21 protein-coding genes are annotated in these 21382 nt (G+C 40.9%); 19 read left to right on the top strand and 2 right to left on the bottom strand.

The genetic code is table 11. The annotated features are described in order from the left end of the window. Positions 1-47: 47 nt before the first annotated feature. From ASF92_RS16100 to ASF92_RS16120, 5 genes are all read left to right on the top strand, one after another. Entirely contained in the window at positions 48-977 is a 930-nt protein-coding gene (locus ASF92_RS16100) for an RHS repeat-associated core domain-containing protein (protein WP_255353152.1), read from the top strand. After that, positions 977-1225 carry a hypothetical protein gene (locus ASF92_RS16105; protein ID WP_056095492.1) on the top strand — a complete coding sequence of 83 codons (249 nt, stop codon included), beginning with the start codon at positions 977-979 and terminating at the stop codon, positions 1223-1225. Before ASF92_RS16100 ends, ASF92_RS16105 begins: the two co-directional genes overlap by 1 nt. A 228-nt stretch (positions 1226-1453) precedes the next feature. Then, complete coding sequence (locus ASF92_RS21065) at positions 1454-1759, top strand: hypothetical protein (protein WP_157263936.1); 306 nt, start codon at positions 1454-1456, stop codon at positions 1757-1759. Then, on the top strand, positions 1756-2922 hold the full coding sequence (locus ASF92_RS16115; RefSeq protein WP_056095498.1) for an RHS repeat domain-containing protein: 1167 nt from the start codon (positions 1756-1758) through the stop codon (positions 2920-2922). The genes ASF92_RS21065 and ASF92_RS16115 overlap by 4 nt, the downstream gene beginning before the upstream one ends. A gap of 4 nt (positions 2923-2926) precedes the next feature. Then, positions 2927-3313: a hypothetical protein gene (locus ASF92_RS16120; RefSeq protein WP_056095501.1), complete on the top strand. Its 387-nt coding sequence runs from the start codon at positions 2927-2929 to the stop codon at positions 3311-3313. A 212-nt stretch (positions 3314-3525) separates the two neighbouring features. Here the strand turns inward: ASF92_RS16120 and ASF92_RS16125 are convergent, their stop codons facing one another. After that, on the bottom strand, positions 3526-3771 hold the full coding sequence (locus ASF92_RS16125; RefSeq protein WP_056095504.1) for a hypothetical protein: 246 nt from the start codon (positions 3769-3771) through the stop codon (positions 3526-3528). A gap of 77 nt (positions 3772-3848) precedes the next feature. Between ASF92_RS16125 and ASF92_RS21070 the strand changes: the two genes are divergently transcribed. The 13 genes from ASF92_RS21070 (at position 3849) to ASF92_RS16180 (ending at position 18513) form a co-directional block, all read left to right on the top strand. Continuing rightward, complete coding sequence (locus tag ASF92_RS21070) at positions 3849-3992, top strand: hypothetical protein (protein WP_157263938.1); 144 nt, start codon at positions 3849-3851, stop codon at positions 3990-3992. 319 nt (positions 3993-4311) lie between these two features. Next, positions 4312-4989: a hypothetical protein gene (locus tag ASF92_RS16130; protein ID WP_056095508.1), complete on the top strand. Its 678-nt coding sequence runs from the start codon at positions 4312-4314 to the stop codon at positions 4987-4989. 13 nt (positions 4990-5002) lie between these two features. Further along, entirely contained in the window at positions 5003-5185 is a 183-nt protein-coding gene (locus tag ASF92_RS16135) for a hypothetical protein (protein WP_056095512.1), read from the top strand. Between the two features lie 2 nt (positions 5186-5187). Further along, positions 5188-5664 carry a hypothetical protein gene (locus ASF92_RS16140; protein ID WP_056095515.1) on the top strand — a complete coding sequence of 159 codons (477 nt, stop codon included), beginning with the start codon at positions 5188-5190 and terminating at the stop codon, positions 5662-5664. A gap of 137 nt (positions 5665-5801) precedes the next feature. Continuing rightward, positions 5802-6779 (top strand): hypothetical protein, encoded by a 978-nt coding sequence (locus ASF92_RS16145; protein WP_056095517.1) that lies wholly within the window; start codon positions 5802-5804, stop codon positions 6777-6779. Positions 6780-6840: 61 nt separating this feature from the next. Further along, positions 6841-10785, top strand: coding sequence for a DUF5977 domain-containing protein (locus ASF92_RS16150; RefSeq protein WP_056095521.1), 3945 nt, complete (start codon positions 6841-6843; stop codon positions 10783-10785). A gap of 1 nt (position 10786) precedes the next feature. Continuing rightward, on the top strand, positions 10787-14218 hold the full coding sequence (locus ASF92_RS16155; RefSeq protein ID WP_056095524.1) for a DUF6443 domain-containing protein: 3432 nt from the start codon (positions 10787-10789) through the stop codon (positions 14216-14218). 8 nt (positions 14219-14226) lie between these two features. Continuing rightward, entirely contained in the window at positions 14227-14688 is a 462-nt protein-coding gene (locus ASF92_RS16160) for a hypothetical protein (RefSeq protein WP_056095527.1), read from the top strand. Between the two features lie 102 nt (positions 14689-14790). Beyond that, complete coding sequence (locus tag ASF92_RS16165; protein ID WP_056095530.1) at positions 14791-15084, top strand: DUF416 family protein; 294 nt, start codon at positions 14791-14793, stop codon at positions 15082-15084. 98 nt (positions 15085-15182) lie between these two features. Continuing rightward, a complete protein-coding gene (locus ASF92_RS21075) occupies positions 15183-15353 on the top strand; it encodes a hypothetical protein (RefSeq protein ID WP_157263940.1) in 171 nt (56 codons plus the stop codon). 137 nt (positions 15354-15490) lie between these two features. Beyond that, the gene (locus ASF92_RS16170; RefSeq protein ID WP_056095532.1) at positions 15491-15970 is read left to right on the top strand and encodes a hypothetical protein; all 480 of its coding nucleotides are present in this window, start codon (positions 15491-15493) and stop codon (positions 15968-15970) included. A 225-nt stretch (positions 15971-16195) separates the two neighbouring features. Continuing rightward, entirely contained in the window at positions 16196-18220 is a 2025-nt protein-coding gene (locus tag ASF92_RS16175; protein ID WP_056095535.1) for an RHS repeat domain-containing protein, read from the top strand. A gap of 5 nt (positions 18221-18225) precedes the next feature. Beyond that, positions 18226-18513 carry a hypothetical protein gene (locus tag ASF92_RS16180; protein ID WP_056095538.1) on the top strand — a complete coding sequence of 96 codons (288 nt, stop codon included), beginning with the start codon at positions 18226-18228 and terminating at the stop codon, positions 18511-18513. A gap of 1058 nt (positions 18514-19571) precedes the next feature. On the opposite strand, the gene ASF92_RS16185 is transcribed toward ASF92_RS16180, so the two are convergent. Then, a complete protein-coding gene (locus tag ASF92_RS16185) occupies positions 19572-20075 on the bottom strand; it encodes a hypothetical protein (RefSeq protein ID WP_056095541.1) in 504 nt (167 codons plus the stop codon). A gap of 350 nt (positions 20076-20425) precedes the next feature. On the opposite strand from ASF92_RS16185, the gene ASF92_RS16190 reads away from it, so the two are divergent. Beyond that, on the top strand, positions 20426-21292 hold the full coding sequence (locus ASF92_RS16190) for a glycosyltransferase family 1 protein (protein ID WP_231729844.1): 867 nt from the start codon (positions 20426-20428) through the stop codon (positions 21290-21292). Positions 21293-21382 lie beyond the last annotated feature (90 nt).

Here is a 21382-nt window from a genome sequence, read left to right on the forward strand (position 1 = left end):
CTGCAAATCGATAAATATTAAAGTTATCTTTCATCAAAGCTTCGCGAATTTCTCAAAGGGATGACTACTATGCTTTTGGTTTAAGAAAGATGAATTCGCCAAATTCAAATACAAATAAGTACCTTTATAATGGCAAGGAGTTGCAGGAGGAGCTAGGGCAGTACGATTACGGGGCAAGGTTCTATGACCCAATAATAGGGAGGTGGAACGTTGTGGATAAGGAAGCAGAAAAGTATGAAAGGCACAGTCCGTATGCTTATGTTCTGAACAGACCAACAGTTGCTGTTGACCCTGATGGAAAAAGAGTTTATTTTATTGGTGGAGCAAATAACGACCAAGATGGATGGAATTATATTCAGCGATGGGGAAACTCATTTAGAAGCCACGGGATAAGTGATTTTCGCAGGGTTAATATGTCGAATGGAAAATGGGCAGATGTAAATTTTACAGCTCAATATAGAAATTCTGGACATGAAAATGTTATTGCTAGTGTTGGTGGCGGTAGGTTTGTCGGTTCAACTGGAGAAACTAGACCTGTCCAAAATGAAACCATTAATAAAACGGTAGCTGCCTATCAAGAGGATTTAAAGAAAAGTCCATTAAAAGAGGGGGAGCAGTTTAATCTCGCAGGCTATTCTTATGGCAGTGTGTTGCAGGCACAAGTTGCATTGAAATTAGCCAATTCAGGTCAGGTAATAGATAACCTTATATTGATTGGTAGCCCAGTAGGTGACAATTCAGATTTATACAAAGAACTATCAGGGAATAAAAATATCAAAAATATATTGAGGTATGACCTAAAAGGCGATGCATTGAGCAATCCACAGGATGTTTATGATTTCTTAAACGGAGCTAGGCAAGGTGCTGTTGAAGGAAATGACGCTCATCATTTTGATGCAGCTCGCCCTGGTAAAGAAGCAAATAAATTAATAGATGTAATAGTGCAATGGTTAAAGGATAAAGGAGTAAAAAACTGATGAGAATTATAGCTTATTACCTAATATTTGTTGTGGTATATGTTGTGGCATTCGCTACAACTGCGATGTACTTTTCAACGTGGGGAGCAAAAAGAAATATATTCGAAAAGGTTTATGTCTTTTTCTTCAGTAAGCCTTTTGGTGGGATTGATTCATTATGGTCTTTGCCTCTTAATGCTATTTTTTGGGCAACAGTTTGTTATTTATTAATTATCGCAATAAAAAAGGTTAAGCATAAATTACGTTAGATACTTTAAGTTACAAAGCCCAGCAGTTTTAAAAATTGCTGGGCTATGTTATTTCTGTAGGAGTTTGAGTTTAATTAGCCTGGCTTTAATGGCTCCGTAGGTGCGAGAATGTAGTTTGGCAAGCTGGGTAATCTTGGTGCCATTACCAAAGCGTTCTGCAAGCAATTCATCTTCTTCACCCATGCTAAGCCCTGGTTGCCTTTTTCGGCGAGGGCTTCGAGTTGGTTTATGGCGAAGAATAGCGCCCTGATGATTTCGGGCTGGTTGTACGGGCTATCGGCGGGGAATACCTCACCTGTTATAGGATCGGTGCCGGCGGCCTGGGCTTGCAGAATTTCGAGGTGTCTGTTGGTATCCTGCATAAGCTTTACTACCTACGATGAAATGGGTAACATTAAGACCCTTGCCCGAGATGGAGGGACTGCGAACTTTTACCATTACTTTGGCAACCAGTTGCATTATGCAGAAACGGTTACCAATACCTTGGTTACGATGCAAATGGCAACGCAACGACCGATGGTAGAAACGGCATGAGTTTAACCTACAATTACCTGAACCTGCCGGTAACAGCAAATAAGCCCGGAACAAGTTTAAGTTATACTTATGATGCAACTGGAAAAAAACTGGCTAAAAACAGTAATGGCAGTATCCGAAATTACATTAACGGAATAGAATATAATGACAATACGATCGATGTTATCCATACGGAGGAAGGGTTGGCGCAGAACAATGGCGGTACTTATACATACAGGTATAAGTTAAGTGACCATCTAGGAAATGTGCGTTATACTTTCGATATTTACAACGGAGCAGTAAGAAGGCTACAGTCGGATGACTACTATGCCTTTGGGAAAAGAAGGTCAGTTTCGCCTGTTAGTACTGATAATAAACATTTGTATAATGGCAAGGAAGTACAGGATGAGTTAGGCGATCAGTATGATTACGGCGCAAGGTTCTATTACCCGGTAGTGGGGCGTTTCAGCACGATTGACCCTATGTCGGAAGTGTCAAGAAGGTTTAGCACATATAGCTATGCTGTTGATAATCCAGTTAGGTTCATAGATGTTGATGGAATGTATGCCGAAGAAGGGCCTGGTCCTAAACCGAAGTATAAAATAAGTCGACCCGAATATAATACAAAAGGAGACCAGGCAGGATACATCAGAAATGCTTCAGAATCGCAAAAACGTACCTTTAGCGGATTTATGCTAGATTTTTCTTCTGATATAGCTACAGGTCTCGGTATAAATGCACTTGATAACCTGTTTTTTTCGGGAGAAAAAATAACTTTGGGTAAAGCAGGATTAGCTGCCGTAGCTGTCGTGCAAGGTATGGAAGCAATTGATGGAGCAGGTGGTGCTGGAAGAGGCAGGGTTTCTGAAGGGACTGGATTTGGTCCAGAGGTAGAACCAATGAGACAGCATGGGCCTTATACAAAAAGAGATTTGGCGAGGGCGCAAGAAGGGAAGGGACCATTGGATTTTTCACCAAGAACAAATAAAGCAGGTAAAGAAATGCCTTTGGAGCTTCATCATGCTGATCAAATGCCTGGGTCGGCAATACATGAGGTAAAACCAGGACACCCATCATACGTTCCACATCCAAATAAATTTAATCAAGGGGTGACTATGAAAATGAGAATAGAAGATTCTCAATTGCATTGGTACATGAGAGGTAAAGAAATGGGAAATAAGTAGTGTTATGAAATATTTAAGCATTGATCAATTAAAAGCTAATCTAAGATTAGGAAAAGGAATAGAACAATGGCTAGGCCATGAAGTTAAAGATGGTTATGTAGTCCTTAAATGGATTAGAATTGAAAAAGAATCACCTATAGAATATACCGTAGGTTACATTGAGTGTTTTGACGAAGGGGGTAAAGATTTTGTGGATATTTATGAGTTTTCTTTATTGGATCCTGATTTTCCATTTGGTATTGTCAATTCTTTTCCTTCAATCGAAGATGCTATAGATTTTTCTGTAAAACAATATGGCGCATCTATTGAGAAGTTTGTCTCAGAAAGTATGATCCAAGACGAATATATTAATTATCTAGCTCAGACTGGTCAATCCCCTAACTGGTCTTAGCGTCTCGCTAAGACCAAAAGCTTAAAGAAAAATTATATAAATTAAATCTAGAAAGTTGCGAGCGTTTGGATCATATCAATATAATGTCCAAAGCCTAGCAGCAATGTTGGGCTTTGAGATTTCTATATTAGCTTTTCTGGTCTTAACGTCTCGATAAGATTAAAATGTAACTTAGATAATAAAGCCCGGCAGTTTAAAAAAGTTGGGCTTTGTTATTTCTGTAGTAACCCAAGTTTAATTAGCCTGGCTTTGATTGCTCCGTAGGTCCGAGAATGGAGTTTGGAGAGTTCTGTAATCTTAGTGCCATTGCGAAAGCATTCTGCAAGCAATTTATCTTCTTCTTCACCCCATGGTAAACCCTGGTTACCTTTTTCGGCTAGGGCTTCGAGTTGGTTTATGGCGAAGAATAGCGCCCTGATGATTTCGGGCTGGTTGTATGGGCTTTTCCCCTGAGCCAACTCCCCGAACGGATACCACGCTAACCAAGCTTCCTATTTTAAAAGGGTATTATCATTTTAAGGGGAACTAGCCCCAAATGGCCAGACTACTGGATTCCATAAGTAAAACGAATGGCATCGGCAGGACGTCCGGATTTGAAATCAAACGGGGTAAAAAGCAAGGTATTGAACCGGATGAAAAGCTAACCATGAAGCTGGAATTATCAGGAATACTGCATTGAAACCGGGCCTGAATAGTTAGATAATTTTAAGATTTTAAATGTTCCGGATTTCGTTCGTCACGCGAAAACGATCGTTCGTCACGCGATACCGATCGATCGTCAAAAAGATTTCATAATTATCGGCCTTCCCAATACATTCGGATAAGCAAATCGCAGTGCTTATAATATTTTTACGCTTATCAGACTGGATAAACATTTTTCGGAAATGCCTTCGGCGAAAGAGATAAAAAACAACGCTGTACTTGGTGAAACGAATAAAATTCTGCTTAGAAGATTAAAATTACTTGTACAGGAAAGCAAATTCTAAAAATGCATAATTATGAATAAGTTATCGTTATTGTCTCTATTAATCCTGGGCTTTTGCTTCAAAGCTGCTGCCCAGGCCATTAGTATTCCAACAGACCAATACCATCTATATGGACCGAACTCAACCTGGAATGAATACTTGCAAATTGGAGGGAATGGCCAGGCAACCAATTTCGCTTTTGTAGCAACGACTAATGGCAACCTCCACCTGGATGCAAAACCCGGATTTGCAACTTACATCAATCACTATAATCAGGGGCCTACTTATATCAACCCACAAGGAGGGAATGTAGGCATTGGTACGTTTAGTCCTTCAGAGAAACTGGAGGTAAACGGTAACCTGCGTTCAGACAGGCTGAGGGTAGGGAATGCAGTTTTTAAACCTAACAGCCGAAGCTCTTTTAATTCTTTTAACACCGGCTTGGATCCAAGCCTCACTAATGGTTGGATTGCTTCCGATTTTGGTGGCTCAGATAACAGTTCAGATCGGTTGGTTATAGGCACCGGATTCGGAGGGCGCGTAATTATAGGTACCCACAGTCATGACCTCACCAGTTGGGGTGGTGATTTACTCATTAGCCCCACAGGTGGGAATGTTGGAATAGGCACAACCATCGCCAGGGAGAAGCTTTCTGTCAATGGGAAAATCAGAGCTCATGAAATTAAGGTAGAAACCACAAACTGCGAATAAACATTTGCCGGAAATGCCCTCGGCGAAAGAAGTACAAGCAAGCGGTATTGCATTGGGTGAAATGGTTAAGCTACAGCAAAAAAAGATAGAAGAACTTACCCTTTATCTGATTGAACAAAACAAACTCCTGAATAAGCAAAGTTTAGAAATAAGGCAGCTTAAGGCGTCAATGAATAAGTTAAATTTTAAAAAATAATTATGCAAACTCAATCTTTTATAGCACTTAGAAAAATAGCCTTATCTGTTTTTCTTTTGCTAATCAGTATAAGTCTTTTTGCTCAGGCTTTAACAAGTTCTATCACTGATACAGATATCGGCGGTACCGTCAATATTTTAAATCCTGCGAAAACGGCAGATGGCGCTGCTAGTGCCTGGAAGATATACAATATGTCAGGCATATATGGTAATAGCCTGCAATTCTGGGCTTATGACAATTTGAGTTGCGGAAACGGACTTTGCAGTAACCGGTTTACCTTAATGGATAACGGTAATGTTGGAATAGGCGTTCTAAGACCTAATGAAAAACTTGCTGTAAATGGGACCATTCGTGCAAAGGAAATTAAGGTAGAAACCATCAAGCGAATAAACATTTGCCGGAAATGCCCTCGGCGAAAGAAGTACAAGCAAGCGGTATTGCATTGGGTGAAATGGTTAAGCTACAGCAAAAAAAGATAGAGGAACTTACTGTTCATTTGATTGAGAAAGACAAAGAAATTGTTGTGCTTAGAAAGGACTTCATCTCCATGAAACAGCTTGTTCATCAAATAGTCAAAGGAAACCAAAAACTCAAAACCAGTCTAAAATAAATTCCAATGAGAAAGCTGTTTTTTATTTTTTTATTTGCCTGGATTTATCAGCAAAGTTACGCACAAATTAATACTTCAATTACTGTTGGTGGGGATGGGGATAAATTTTACCCGGTAACACTTTCAGATCCGGGTTGGGACCAACACATGCCGACGGAACTGTCTATCGGACGTTCTAATATACATATGAACCAGATGTGGAGTGGAACCGTTATGGCCGATTTTAAATACCATACCAATAACTGGGGACACCTCTCTGCATTTATTGATGTTAACCTGCGGAATACCTCTTCGCCCTTACTAATTGCGGGCTGGGTAGATGGAACCCATGAAAATAACAGCAAGAATATAATTATTTGGCTAAAGGGTGGTGGTTTAACATACTACATTAACAGCCCTTTAAATGTAAGCGCGTTGGTATACGATGGCGTGCAGAACCCTCTTCCGTTTCAGGAAATAAACGGACCTGCAAGAACTTTTAAAACTACTGCAGATTCTTATGTAAACCGGAATGGCCTAAACTCCAGTGGTACAGCTTTTTTTGGTGGTGCCGGATATAATTTTATTAATGGCAATTTAGGAATTGGCGTTACAACACCTTCAGAAAAACTCGCCGTAAACGGCAATATAAGAGCCAAAGAAATTAAGGTAGAAACCACCAACTGGCCKGATTACGTCTTTGACCAGGATTATRAGATTTTAGGATTACAGGAGTTGGATGCCTATATCAAAGCGAATAAACATTTGCCGGAGATGCCCTCGGCGAAAGAAGTACAAGCAAGCGGTATTGCATTGGGTGAAATGGTTAAGCTACAGCAAAAAAAGATAGAGGAACTGACGCTGCATTTAATAGACAAGGATAAGGCCCTGACTGATACGCAGAAAAAACTTATTCAATTGGCAGAGGCAAATCAAAAAATCGATTTGATAAACATAGACCTATTAAAACGACTCGCTGAAGTTGAAAAAATATTGAAGCAATAAACCCTAATAACTAAACTAAATGATATCGAAATCCTATTTACGGCGACTAATTTTGGCTGCGATGACATCAGGTTTACTCTGGTCATCGGGTGCATCCGGACAGACGCAATCCATTAATACACCAAGCCTCACAGCGGTATTGCCGCCGGCGCCAAATGCCTTTGAGCTGACCAAATACAGTGGTTTGCCTATCTCCTTATCGTCGGGTTCGGCTAGTGCCAGCATTCCCATCGGTGAAGTGAGCCATGGCGCTGTTTCCGTTCCGGTTGGCCTGATGTATAATTCAGGTAACGGCATTAAGGTAAACCAAATTGCTTCAAGGGCTGGAATGGGCTGGGCCATGAACTCCGGCGGCGTCATCTCCAGAACGGTATTTGGCAAGCCAGATGAAAGCACGCATTGGCTTACGCCGCCTGCTGGTTTAAACTCGGGCAGCGTGAATACCGAAAATTATAATTACCTGGATAGTGCCTCCAGAGATTTGTATGATACACAGGCTGATATTTTCAGTTTCGATTTTAATGGTTATTCAGGTAAGTTTTACCTGAAACCCTCGCAAAAAAGTAAAGTTATCCAGCTTAGTGCTTCGCCATTAAAAATCGAAACCAATTTTAATAATGAATTTTCTGCAGACTGGAGTATCCGCATTACCGATCCATCTGGAACAAAATATTACTTCGGTGGTACCGGTGCGACCGAGAAAAGCAAAACTGTGCCTATAGGGTCAACCTGCGGCAAAGTATATGATAGTTTCATCCCTACCGCCTGGTATTTGAAAAGCATTTCCGGTATACATGGCGAATACATCTGGTTTACCTATACGCCTTGTACATTCGATTACCTGGCCGATGTATCTGAAACGCTGATTCGTACGCCGTCGGGAACTTTATCCACAGCCGCTTGTCCGGGTGGAAATTGTCCGTCCAGAAATGAAAGCCAGGTTTGTGCAAGTAACCTGCGCAGTGAAGGTGTTATCCTTAAAAGCATTAATTCCAGGTTTACAAAAGCCGTTTTCCTCTATGGTGGCAGAACGGATATCGCAGGCGATTCGCTAACGACGGCTATAAATTTCTATAAAAAAGGAATTACAGATACCACCGCACTTACGTTGTATGATAATTATACACTGGCTTATGTAAACAGCAATAACACGAGTTATTATAACCCGCAGTACAATATTACTTCGCTTGCACAAAGACCATTTTTACAACAGGTTATCAGGAAACCTGCGGCAGCGAACCCACAAATACATAACCTGAACTATTATAACATGAACGGTTTGGCCAGCAGGCTTGCCTTTGCACAGGATTACTGGGGTTATTTTAATGGTAAGAACAACCAACACCTGGTGCCCACCAGTACAGAACCCAATGAATCGGCCTTGTTTTCTACTCTTGCCGATCGGAATCCGGATGCCGCTTACGCTTATATGGGTTTACTGAGTAGCATCAGTTATCCAACGGGTGGTAAAGACAGTCTGGAATATGAAGCCAACACGGTATTTGAAACCAGGAACGCCAATGTACCCCGAACTTCGGTGAGCCAGTTTACCACGGGAACGGGTACTTCAACGGGCGTGAGCTATACCACTTCTTTTACCCTATCGCAGGCGCAAAACGTACCTTTTGATTTATCCTGCCAGTATAGTGGAACAGGTGTAAACGATCAGATTCACCAGCATTCCATCCTGCAACTTCGTAATGAATCGAACAATGTAATTTACACCCAGCAGCTGGCCATCGGGCAGAGTTATTCTACTGTACAAACTTTATCGGCCGGAACTTATACCGTTGTATGGACTTCCTATGGTGCGGCAGCGCAGGGTTCGATAAATTTTAGTTACCAGAGCCAGGGTGCGGGCATTGCCCAGAATTACCAGGCTGGTGGTGTTCGGGTGCTGCGGAACATTTCCATCCCGAATACCGGTGCAACCCTTCGTAAACGATTGGTTTATGCGGGATTGGGTAGCCAGGCGCTTTCTTCCGGTGTATTGAGGGAACTGCCAGACAGCAGAAGGTATTATGCGGATTTAGTTGACGGAAAACCCTGCAATGATGGAAGTATTGCGCAGTGCAGTTATAAAATTGCTTATTCTAACCCGGTAAATCCTTTGTATTACAGTTCCGGAGGCCATATTTATTATACCGATGTGATTGAACTGAAAGATGAAAGCTGGGCCAATGGCGGTACCGCACACCATTATATTGGCGGAAAGGGCAGTAATCCATTATTGGTAAGAGGTCGTGCCATGCAAGGGGTACCTTTATCTAATTACGGCTTTGCAACGGGCCTGGAAGACCAGACTAAAGATTTCCTGGTTAACGGAAGCGGGGTGAACGGTTATATTTATAAAATTGTTAAAGAAACCAAAAAACACTACGTAGCCGATACCAGGTTGCTGCAGGAGCTTGATAATTATGTGGTTAAAAAATCGTGGCAGAACCCACAGGTGTACAGTACGCCAAACGAATACAGTTTCGCACCTTTTGATGTCGCCATGTTTGCCCATGTAGCCACCTGGACGTATGCGGATTCCACATCAACTACCCAGTATGATACCGAAGGAAATAATCCATATCAAAATCATACTATTGAAGTCTATAACAACACCACACATTTGCAGCCAAACGAGATTTGGACTAACCGCAGTGACGGGAAATCGGGTAAAACGGAATTAAAATATGCCCAGGAGATGCTTGCAGAAACCGGTGCTGCGGCTTACCAGTCGCTTATAAATGCCAACCGGATAACCATCCCCGTAGTGAAAACAGCATATGTAAATAGTAGCTTAACCCAGCAGCTTACAACAGATTATGGCAACTGGAGTGCCGGGGTAACCGAACCGGTATCCGCTAAGCTGAAGGTAGGCTCAGGCAATGCCAATGAGCTGATTAGTTACAATGCCTATGCCGCCGATGGTAAGTTGCTTACGCAATCGCAGACCGGCGGGATGAAAATCAGTTATAAATATGGCTACCGCAATTTACTGCCTGTTGCAGAATGTAAAAATGCCAACGCAGATGAATTTTATTTTGAAAATTTTGAAGAAAACCTGGGCGCTGCGGGCGGCCATACCGGCATCCGTTCTTATGCGGGCGATTTCCAGGTAAACTGGTCGCCACCAAATGGCCGCACTTACCTGGTTGCTTATTTTTACCTGGAAACTGGTAAATGGAAATACAAAGTACAGGATTACAGCACAGGTATTTTGCTGAGCGATGGCGATGCGATTGATGATGTAGCGGTTTACCCGAAAGATGCCTTATTTAAAAGTTCAGCCTATGATGTGGTAGAAGGATTAAGCGGTACGATTGATGAAAAGGGGGAAACCAGTTTTTATGAATATGATGAATTCAGGCGTTTGCTGAACATTAAAGATCAGAATACAAACATCCTGAAAAACTTTAGTTACCATCTGGTTAATCCATCGGCTTCAAATACGTACTACAATGCCACTTTTACGCAGAGTTTCAACAAAAGCTGCAGTTCTGGTACAGGCAGTTCGGTTTTATATACGGTTAATGCAGGTTCTTACAGTTCAACCATCAGCCAGGCCGATGCCGACAACCAGGCGCAGGCCGATATTGCAGCAAACGGACAGGCAAATGCCGACACGCAGGGCAGTTGTTTAACCGGGAATGCAAGCGTAAGCTATACAAACGATACGAACATAAATACCAATTCGCAGCGCTCAGGCGGGGTGACCACGCTGAATGTTAAAAATTCAGCAGGCGCAGTGGTGTATAGTTTTTCTGAAAGCCAGTTAGGCGCCGGTATTACCCTTGCGCCGGGTACCTATACGTTCGAATTGATTACCTATGGTGCCGTTTACAGCAATTCAGCTCCTAATTATGGCTGGGGCGTAATCCAGTTGCTTAACCCGGCTTTTTCTGGTATCGGCAAGGTATTTAACGCCAATGGGGTAAATACCTTTTTAATGAGTAACCTCAACCTGGCAGGAGGAAGCTACCAGTTAAGTGTTCAACGCTTTGATTCGATAGATTAATATGAAAAACCGTATTTATAAAATAGTTGTTTTTGTAGCCATCTTAATTAGCAGCTACAACGCCCTATTGGCGCAACAACACGTTACCTACAATAGCTATAACGGGCAATCACAATTGTTTGCACCGGGCAGTGTAACCTTAACCGATGGTTTTTACGTGCCATCGGGCAGCAGTTTGCGCGTATTTACCGGCATTTCTTTCCAGGATTGCTTTGCCCTTTCGTACACACCCACGGCAAACCAGAATTATGTACTCGCCAGGACATTTAAAATGCCGGGGGTAAATGCCGCTAACCTGGCTACGGCACGCAATGCCTGCGAGGAAAGTCAGGTTATCCAGTATTTTGATGGACTCGGCAGGCCTTTGCAAACCATTAATGTACAGGCGAGTCCGGCTCATAAGGATTTGATTCAGCCGGTGGTGTATGATCAGCTGGGTCGCGAAACGCTGAAGTACCAGCCTTATACAGAATCGGGTAGCAATGGGAATTACCGCGCCAATGCGTTGCAAGGCGGGCAGCAAGCTTTTTACAACTCGGCAGGCATAAAAAATACCGCTTATCCCTACAGTAAATCACTGCTGGAAGCCAGTCCGCTTAACCGGGCAATGGAAATTGGTGCACCGGGCGAAGCCTGGCAGCCGCAAATCGCGGGCAACACGAACACCGGGCATACGAAAAAAATGCATTACGGCACCAATACCAGTGGGGAAGTAGCCATTTGGGTGCCATTGGGCAGCGGCGCCAGTACCAGTGCAAATTACCTCGCCGGAAGCCTGGTTAAAACCACCACAACCGACGAAAATTACCTGCTTTCGGATGGTAATGCCGGGAAAACCGAAGAATTTAAAGATTTTGAAGGCCGCGTGGTGCTGAAAAGACAGTTTACGACAACAGAAACCTTATCGACTTATTATGTATATGATGATTATGACAACTTAAGGTATGTACTGCCGCCGGCCATCCATGTTAGTCCTTTAAGTTTAACGGCTTTTAATGAAACCGATGCGGCTTTTAATAATTTCATTTACGCTTATCGTTACGATGATCGCAAACGGGTAACTGAAAAGAAAATACCTGGTAAGGGCTGGGAATCGATGGTGTACAACACGCTTAACCAGGTGGTATTAAGCCAGGATGAAGTTCAGAAAAATAACGGTCAGTGGTTGTTCACCAAATATGATGTACAGGGAAGGGCTATTATATCTGGTTTGTATACAGACGGCAGTTCACTTTTGGCATTACAGACAACGGTTAACAACCAGGGGTCTAAATGGGAAGTTCGCTCCTCTGGTAGCGATTATAGTAACAATGCTTTTCCGCAGAATAATACCAATGTGCAAACCGTCAATTATTATGATGATTATGCTTTTCCGGGCAACCTTTGGACACCAAATGGCATTACAGAAGTGTCTGCAGCCCGGACAAAAGGTTTGTTAACGGGAACCAAGGTAAAGGTAATCGGGACCAGTGATGTGCTTTTGAGTGTGAACCTGTATGATGAGGAAAGTAAGGTTTTAAAAACCTACAGCCAGCATTACCTCGCCGGAAGCATTAATAACGCTAATTATGACGAAGTTAGTAATACTTATAGTTTTATAGGCGAACTGGTTTACAGTTCGAGGGTTCACCATACAACGGCTGGAAATACCACGATAGCTACCCGTTATGAATACGACCATGCAGGGCGTAAAAAAGCGGTGATGGAACAAATTAATGCTAAAGAGGAAGTGGTTATCGCCAAGCTGGATTATGATGAAATTGGAGAATTGAAAAACAAATCGCTGCATAGCCTGGATGGAAACGCTTTCCTTCACACAACAGATTTTGCCTATAATGAAAGGGGCTGGCTGAAAAGCAGTATAAATAATCTGTTTAGCATGCAATTGGATTACCATGAAAATGGAAGCGGGCAGTATAACGGCAACATCGGTAAACAGTACTGGTCAGCAAACAATAATCCATTGGCGTCCAATATATACATGACTTATAGTTATGATAAACTGAACCGTTTGACAGGCGCAAACAGTACAGGCATTTCCATGAGCGAAAATATTACCTATGATGTGATGGGGAATATCCGTACGTTAAGCAGAGACGGAGGCACTGCGAATTTATACCATTATAATGGTAACCAGTTATATTATGCGGAAAATGTAACCATTGGATATGTTTACGATGCGAACGGTAATGCAACAACTGATGGCCGGACGGGTTTTAATTTCAGTTATAATTACCTGAACCTGCCCAGTCAGGTAAGCAATGGTGCAAATCTGACTTATGTTTACGATGCGGCAGGAAGCAAACTAAGAAAAATAAATGGAGCTGTTACGATAAACTATATTGATGGTATTCAATATAAAACAGACGGGAGCATAGATTTTGTACAAACCGAAGAAGGCATCGCCAGAAACCAGGGCGGTGGTAATTTCAGTTATGAATATAACGTCGCTGACCATTTAGGCAACAACAGGGTTAGTTTTTATAAAAACCCGGCTAACCAGCAAGTAGAAGTGTTACAAAGAGACGACTACTACGCATTCGGACTTAGAAAAAATCCACAATTCGGAAATAATAAATATCTTTATAACGGTAAGGAGTTGCAGGATGAGTTAGGGCAATATGATTATGGGGCGAGGTTTTATGACCCGGTAGTAGGTAGGTGGAATGTAGTGGATCCGTTGGCGGAGAAAGATAGGAAGACAAATCCTTATGCTTATGCATTTAACAATCCGATGCGTTTCATTGATCCTGACGGAATGTTTGGTATGGAGGTGATTGGAGGACAAGCTTGGTCGGATATGATTACTGCTAAGAGTGCTCTTGAAAATCAGGGATCAGATGAGGATGAGCCGAAGAAAAAGCAGAATAGTGGTGAGCAGGCAGCAAGACAGGTTTTACAAGGGAACTGGTTCTACAGAATGTTTGCGGGTAACGCCGTAATGGCAGCTGGTAGAGCATTGGATATTTATGATCAAGAAGGTATTAACGGTTATACATATACAATGTGGGCACAAGCCCATCAAGAAATAGGTATAGAATTTGCAACTGGTCAGTATATTAATCCTTGGGAAAATACTGCGATTACTTTTGGCAACAGAACTAGTAAATTGTTGGAAACCTCGGAAACAACAGTAACTGCAGAATTAGCAGACTTAAATCCTACTCATTTTATAACGCGATCTAAAAGCCAAATGCAAACCCTTGTAGAGGATATAAAAATAAATGGAATTACTAATGCTATTGAATACGTCGAGCATAAAGGTCAAAAATTTATAGTTGGAGGAAACCATCGGTATTTTATCGCTCAAAAATTAGGAATAAAAAATGTAAAAGTAAAAGAAGTTTCATTACCTTTTGCAGGTTATAAGAGCGCAAATGATTTTATGCTTGATGGTAAAAACCCTGGATATTGGAAATATGTAAAAAAATAAAGTAGGTTATGGCATTGTGGCATTATTCATTTATCGTAATCCCAAAGGAAGAAACTAATATGTTTGTTTGGGAAGACAAATTCAAGAATTCAGAGTATGGTTTCGATGATGCTCCGTTTTGGGATTTTAAGCTTTATGATAAGTCTGTATTTTATGAGTTAAGTAAAATACTTCCTAGGGAAGATTCATGGCACTCAAATATTGAATTGTATGGAAATGAAAATTCAAACAATATAGAAGTATATGTTGATTTTAAAAGAATTAAATCTGTCTCTCTGAGAATTGATTTTAGAAGTAATTACAGTTTTATCTTAATTGAAATAATTGAATTCTTTATTCTAAATGGTTTTACAATGCTAGATGAGAATCTAGAATTAGTTATACTAAATTTTGAAATCATAAAAAGCATTATAGACAATTCTAGTCAATTTAAAAAATATAATGAATTATCGGTTGACTCAAAGTCTTAGAATTTCCTTACAAATCAGGTAATTGGATTTACAGCGTGTGGCGTAATAAATCGGCATTATTGTCATTTTCAGCTTCAATCCATATAATGAATGTGTTAAGAAATGATGAAAAATAATATTAGTAATTATGCGCAACATATCAATGAATATGTTTCAAAATTATCAAGACAACATCGTCGTATTTTTTGTAATTTAAATTGTGAGAAATTACTTCCCGCATACAAACTTTTTTCTGAACTTGAAAATTGGGGTAATGTATCTGATCTTGAAAAAATTATTGAGGAAATATATATTAACCAATTTACCAAATCTGATATTGAGGTTAAGGTATTGGAAAAAATGCCCCCACTCGTCTTAGCGTCTCGCTCATCATGCTCCTCAAAACAGTGTAGCTAGTCAAATACTGAAGGACTGTTCAGGGTATTGAGGCAATTGACTGAGGAAGAGGAAAGCGGTCGTCTTACAAGAAAGAGTTGTTGAATGTAAAAGAAACAATGGGACTAAATGCATCTTCTTCTAGGGCAGCAAGAAGACAGAAGATGCGTTATGCTGGTATTCCAACAAGCCAGCAACCATCTTCTCAATCGGCAAATAGTTCTGGTAGGGAAAATACTTACGACACTATAGAGAGCTGGTATGCCCCGGGAAAAAAGTCAGTTCACTAATAGACCAAGGATATTAGCTATCCAGGACAAGCTCACTGGGAAGTTGGAAAGGTAAAATTGGATCAATTTGGGCAACCAACAAAAAATACATATGGAAGACCACAATTAAAAAATGGTAAGACAAAAGTCAATTATTAATGGAAACACCTGATCAAAAGCGGCGAAGGATTTATGGAAGACAATATTTGTCTGAATATCTTAATATATTTGACAAAATTCTTAATATAAAAATCACTGAAAAGGATCTTTTATCTTTAGAAGACGTTGATAAGATTATTTCCGGAGGAAGAGCAAAATTATATTTTGAAAAAATTATTCCATTTAATGATAAACGATACTTTCATAAACTCGTTACAGATCATATACTTGGATTTAATGAGCCCGCGTTTACATTCATCGAACATTCCCTAGAATGTGGAGCTGCAAAAATTCAGGGGCTTCATGAATTTAATTTCAATTTTAAATTTGATGATGAACCAGCTGGACTCATTTCCATTATGATTGAAAGAACCTCGGAAGAATTATTATTGGATTTTTATGAGGAAAATTCAATTAGATTAATGAAGGTTTCTATATATAACAATTTTAATAGCCCCCCCTCTAGTCCAAGATTGTAAGTTCAATAGTTCTAGCACAAGTGTTCCTTGTGCTAGAAACCCCACTGGTCTTAGCATCTCGCTAAGACCAAAATAAACAGTAATGCTTTGTGTAAAATGAAGCATTACTGTTTTTATTTGTTACTAGATTTCTTACTTACCTGACCGGCAATACCTTCTGGGCCCCCCACTAGTCTTAGCGTCTTGCCAAGACCAAATAAACAGTAACGCTTTGTGTAAAACAGGGTGTTACTGTTTTTATTTGTTACTAGATTTCTTACTTACCTGACCGGCAGCATTAATAACGCTAATTATGATGAAGTTAGTAATACTTATAGTTTTATAGGCGAACTGGTTTACAGTTCGAGGGTTCACCATACAACGGCAGGAAATACCACCATCGCGACCAGGTACGAATACGACCATTCGGGTAGGAAGCTGGCAACTTTTGAGCAGATAAATAACCAGGACGAGGTAACCCTGAATCACCTTGCCTATAACGAACTGGGTCAGTTGAAAAACAAGACGTTGCATAACGAAATACAAAGTACCGATTTTGCTTATAACGAACGGAGTTGGCTGAAAAACAGCAGCAGCAATGAGTTCAGTATGGAACTGAGATACAATGACGCTGTAAATATTAGCCCGCAATATAATGGCAATATCGCCAATCAGCTATGGGGAGCAAGTGGAAACTTACCAAATACTTATAACTATCGTTATGATAAACTAAACCGCTTAACGAGTGCAAACAGTACAGGTATTTCTATGAGCGAAGTGCTCACTTACGATGTGATGGGTAACCTGACAAGTCTGAACCGGGATAACACCGGAGCGAATGCTTATAATTATACCGGAAACAGGCTGAATTCAATCAATAATTTAACGGGTACATATCAATACGATGCAAACGGTAATGCGTTGATCGATGGGCGCATTGGTATGACCTTAACTTACAATTATATGAACTTGCCAGCTACCGCGAACAAATCGGGTACTTCGGTGACTTATACCTACAATGCAGCCGGACAAAAGCTTACGAAGAATTACAATAATACTGTAAGACAATATGTAAATGGAATAGAATACAACGGCAATACTATTGATATTATCCATACCGAAGAAGGGTTGGCACAAAACAATGGCGGTACTTATACATACAGATATAACTTAAGTGATCACCTTGGAAATGTGCGTTATACTTTCGATATTTACAATGGAGCAGTAAGAAGGCTACAGTCGGATGACTATTATGCTTTTGGGAAGAAAAGGTCAGTATCTCCTGTAAATACAGATAATAAATATTTGTATAATGGGAAAGAAGTACAGGATGAGTTGGGTGAACAGTATGATTACGGAGCCCGTTTTTACGACCCGGTTATTGGAAGGTGGAATGTTGTAGATCCTTTGGCTGAAATGGACAGAAAGACCAATCCTTATGCCTATGCCTTTAACAATCCGATGCGTTTCATTGATCCTGATGGGATGTTCGGGATAGAGACAATAGGGGGCGAAGCCTATCGAAATTACTTAAGTAACACAAGTTCCTCTTTTGGTGGTAATAACCCAACAGATTGGGTTATGGATGGTAATAACAAACCTTATTGGGACAATAATGCAACATCACGGTCTACGACGAAAGCTGGTGAAACTTATTTAGGAAGAAATGTTCGTTATGAGACTAAAGGCGGTTATGATATTACCCTAAGTGCAAATAAAACCTGGCATTACACCGGATCAGACATGAGTGATAAAACACCAGTTGGATCTAGATTTAGCGATTTTCAGGCAGCTTTAGGATCAATGCAAACTGCTCTTAAAACAGCAGAAGTTACGGGTGAATTGGTGGCAGGTCTAGCAAGTGGCGGGATTGCAGGTGGAGAAATTGGTGCTGCATATCTTGCCGGACAGGCTGGAAGAAATGCTAGTTTTTTAGCAGGCTTGGCAGAGTCAGGAGGAGGCTTCAGTACAATTTTTAGGGCTGTTTCAGCCGCTGAAGCAGATGATGTTGCTAATTTTGGTTTTAGAGTTTTGGAAGGTGGATATGAGTCTAAACTTTTTGCTCCTACATTGAAAGAAGCAGTTCAATTTGGGAAATATAATTTCGGTCTTGATGGTATTCCGAATACAATAATGAAAGTAAGAGTTCCAAATAGTATACTAAATGGTGCGTACAAATTTACTGCTGATGGAATGAATGCTATAGATATAGCAGCAAAGAATTTAAGTTTACTACGAGGAACTGCTTTAAACTATAGTCCTATTTTTTAATAACGATGATAAAGATATTAGCCAAAATTAAATTGTATAAAACTGAGCGTAAAACTCCATTTAAAAGTGGTTATAGACCCTTATTTAATTTTACACCAGATATGAAAACATCCGGCCAAATTACTTTGAAGGAAAATATAGATTTCTGCCCTGGTGAAGAGGGAATTGTAGAAATAGCTTTTCTGCATCGAGAGTTTTTGGGAGAAAAATTTGATGTTGGCTCTAAATTTACCTTTGGAGAAGGAGCCTTACCTTTTGGAGAAGGTGAGGTAAGGGAAATAATATTTAATTAGCCATCATACCCACTTCGCTAACGCACGTCTGAGGTGTGTGAAAATAAATTAAAGCGAAAGCCCGGCAGTTTAAAAACTGTTGGGCTTTGTTATTTCTGTAGGAGTTGGAGTTTAATTAGCCTTGCTTTGATTGCTCCATAAGTACGTGAATGGAGTTTGGCGAGTTGGGTAATCTTCATGCCTTCGTTAAAGCGTTCCGCCAGCAGCTTATTTTCTTGTTCATTCCATGCTAAACCCTGGTTGCCTTTTTGGGCGGGTGCTTCGAGTTGATTAACGGCGAAGAATAATGCCCTTATGATTTGGGGCTGGTTGTATGGGCTATCGGCAGGGAATATTTCCCCTGTTACGGGGTCGGTGCCGGCGGCCAGGGCCTGGAGAATTTCCAGGTGTCTGTTGTTATCCCCCCATCTAGTCTTAGCGTCTCGCTAAGACAAAAATGTAAGTTACATAACAATCCCAGAGTTTAAAACTACTGGGGCTTTGTTATTTCTGCAGTAGTTCGATTTTGAGGAGTCTAGATTTAATGGCTCAATGGGGTAATCCAACCCATCTAGTCTTAGCGTCTCGCTAAGACCAAATGTAACTTTCATGGCAAAATCCCACCCGTCTTAGCGTCTCGCTAAGACCAAAATAACAGTAGCGCTTTGTGTAAAACAGGGCATTACTTTTTATTTGTTACTAAATTTTTAATACCTCGCAGGGAGCGTTAATAACGCTAACTATGACGAAGTTAGTAATACTTATAGTTTTATTGGCGAACTGGTTTACAGTTCGAGGGTTCACCATACAACGGCAGGAAATACAACCATCGCGACCAGGTACGAATACGACCATGCGGGTAGGAAGTTGGCAACTTTTGAGCAGATAAATAATCAGAACGAGGTAGCCCTGAATCACCTTGCCTATAAGCGTTCAACTTTAATTAACCAGGGTTAATAGCAACATAGGTACGGTAATGTAGTTTAGCGAGCTGGGTAAATCTTGGCGCCTTCGCTGAAGCGTTGTCTGAGCAATTCATCTAGTATGCGACGGCAAGAGGTGAAAAATAACAAGTTGAGCTAGGGTTTTATAGTTTGAGTTTCATTCAGATTGTTCAGCAAAATTTTAAGCTTATCATTGCTCCAGTCGCGCAGGGCCTTATCTCTCAAACCCACCGAACATGTTGCTTTTACATGGAATCCGATCATATCCTGATCGGAGATTTTTAAAAGTTCGATAAGTTTTGCTTTATTTTCAGGGATTGGTCTGTTCACTTCTGCGAGTTTTTGAATTTTATCATCAGGTAAACTGCCTGCCATGGGCCAGTCTTCCGAACTAGACAGGGCAGCAAGCTCTGCTAAATAGCTTTCTGTTAGTTGCTGCCTTTTCAGAGCGAAAGCATTTATGGCTACTTCTCCTGGTATCGCGGCAAGGGTTTTAATTAAGGCCTGTTGGTAAACCTGTTCATAATAAACCGGTGTTATAAAATCTTTGTTGACCATCCGGTACTCATTTTGGTCTTTTTTGCAGGCCGTTAGGGATAGAAGTAATAAAATCGTAAAAGCAAACTTGATTTGGTTCATTGAAACAGGATTAGATTATCCGGAATGGTAAAAAATTCTTGGCTGCCCCGATAGCCTATTTAATTGAACAGCTTTTTAAACACCCTTTTACAAAACCATTTATAAAGCGGATTGGTTTTGCGGACCTGAAATTTTTTTAAATAGCGATGCGGAACAACTTCCGACTGTTATTGCCGCTTGATGCCATAAGTTACGGCATACCCGTTTTTATGGGATGGTTTTTTATTTAAAAAGACAAAATACGGGGAAACGAACAAGTATTAATTACGCCTGAGAAGCCGTATTTGCCCATCGAACAAAAGCGTTTCCCATGGAGTTGTTTGTCTGTAACCTTAAATAAAAACAATTGAATGAATAATTTATCAACCGGACGCTTGCGTGTATTTACCTGGCACATTCACGGCAGTTACCTGCTCTATCTTTCACAGGGTGATTACGATATTTACATACCTTATAACGATGAACGCTCGGCTGGTTATACGGGGCGGGGGAACACCTTTCCTTTCGGACCGAATGTAATTGAAGTGCATGCGGCTGAAGTAAGAAATTTAGATTTTGACGTCATTCTTTTTCAAACCGATGAGAATTATTTAACAGACCAGTACGAGGTGTTATCCGAGGCACAGCGCACGCTGCCGAGAATTTACCTGGAACACGATCCCCCCTGGGGGCATCCTACCAACTGCAGGCATCCTGTAAATGATGAAGACATTACGGTGGTTCACGTAACGCACTTTAACGCGTCAATGTGGGACTGCAGGGGTTTAAAAACCAGGGTTATTGAACACGGCGTATTGCCCCGGCCGATATCGTATAAAGGTGATATGGCCAAAGGTATTGTAGTTATAAACAATTTACCCGAACGCGGCCGGATGCTTGGCTATGATATTTTTGAACAGGTTCGCGAGCAGGTGCCCCTCGACCTGGTAGGTATGGGTACCGAAGCTTACGGAATTGGAGAAGTGTTTCATCCTCAACTCCCCGGATTTCTGGCGCGATACCGTTTTTTCTTTAATCCAATCCGTTACACCAGTATGGGCCTTGCCGTTTGCGAAGCCATGATGCTTGGCATGACCCATAGTTGGAATGGCAACAACCGAAATGGCAGTAAAAATAAAAAACAGGTACACAGGCTTTGTTTCCAACGATATTTCAGCTCTGGTTGGTTTTATGCTGGAACTGCTCGAAAAGCCGGTACTGGCAAAGGAATTAGGTGAAAACGCCCATTATTATGCCAGCCGGGAATTTAACATCAACCGGTTTACCCATGAATGGAAATCTCTTTTTACAGAGGTGATTTCAAATGT

This window comes from Pedobacter sp. Leaf176, assembly GCF_001424305.1.
GTDB lineage: Bacteria > Bacteroidota > Bacteroidia > Sphingobacteriales > Sphingobacteriaceae > Pedobacter.

What these genes read in the sequence shown, in the direction of transcription:
- ASF92_RS16135 (WP_056095512.1), top strand. Translation starts at nt 5,003, where the DNA reads ATGCCCTCGGCGAAAGAAGTACAAGCAAGCGGTATTGCATTGGGTGAA.
- ASF92_RS16150 (WP_056095521.1), top strand. Translation starts at nt 6,841, where the DNA reads ATGACATCAGGTTTACTCTGGTCATCGGGTGCATCCGGACAGACGCAA.
- ASF92_RS21070 (WP_157263938.1), top strand. Translation starts at nt 3,849, where the DNA reads ATGGCCAGACTACTGGATTCCATAAGTAAAACGAATGGCATCGGCAGG.
- ASF92_RS16165 (WP_056095530.1), top strand. Translation starts at nt 14,791, where the DNA reads ATGATGAAAAATAATATTAGTAATTATGCGCAACATATCAATGAATAT.
- ASF92_RS16155 (WP_056095524.1), top strand. Translation starts at nt 10,787, where the DNA reads ATGAAAAACCGTATTTATAAAATAGTTGTTTTTGTAGCCATCTTAATT.
- ASF92_RS16190 (WP_231729844.1), top strand. Translation starts at nt 20,426, where the DNA reads ATGAATAATTTATCAACCGGACGCTTGCGTGTATTTACCTGGCACATT.
- ASF92_RS16105 (WP_056095492.1), top strand. Translation starts at nt 977, where the DNA reads ATGAGAATTATAGCTTATTACCTAATATTTGTTGTGGTATATGTTGTG.
- ASF92_RS16160 (WP_056095527.1), top strand. Translation starts at nt 14,227, where the DNA reads ATGGCATTGTGGCATTATTCATTTATCGTAATCCCAAAGGAAGAAACT.
- ASF92_RS21065 (WP_157263936.1), top strand. Translation starts at nt 1,454, where the DNA reads ATGGCGAAGAATAGCGCCCTGATGATTTCGGGCTGGTTGTACGGGCTA.
- ASF92_RS16185 (WP_056095541.1), bottom strand. Translation starts at nt 20,075, where the DNA reads ATGAACCAAATCAAGTTTGCTTTTACGATTTTATTACTTCTATCCCTA.
- ASF92_RS16120 (WP_056095501.1), top strand. Translation starts at nt 2,927, where the DNA reads ATGAAATATTTAAGCATTGATCAATTAAAAGCTAATCTAAGATTAGGA.
- ASF92_RS16130 (WP_056095508.1), top strand. Translation starts at nt 4,312, where the DNA reads ATGAATAAGTTATCGTTATTGTCTCTATTAATCCTGGGCTTTTGCTTC.
- ASF92_RS16140 (WP_056095515.1), top strand. Translation starts at nt 5,188, where the DNA reads ATGCAAACTCAATCTTTTATAGCACTTAGAAAAATAGCCTTATCTGTT.
- ASF92_RS16115 (WP_056095498.1), top strand. Translation starts at nt 1,756, where the DNA reads ATGAGTTTAACCTACAATTACCTGAACCTGCCGGTAACAGCAAATAAG.
- ASF92_RS16170 (WP_056095532.1), top strand. Translation starts at nt 15,491, where the DNA reads ATGGAAACACCTGATCAAAAGCGGCGAAGGATTTATGGAAGACAATAT.
- ASF92_RS21075 (WP_157263940.1), top strand. Translation starts at nt 15,183, where the DNA reads ATGGGACTAAATGCATCTTCTTCTAGGGCAGCAAGAAGACAGAAGATG.
- ASF92_RS16180 (WP_056095538.1), top strand. Translation starts at nt 18,226, where the DNA reads ATGATAAAGATATTAGCCAAAATTAAATTGTATAAAACTGAGCGTAAA.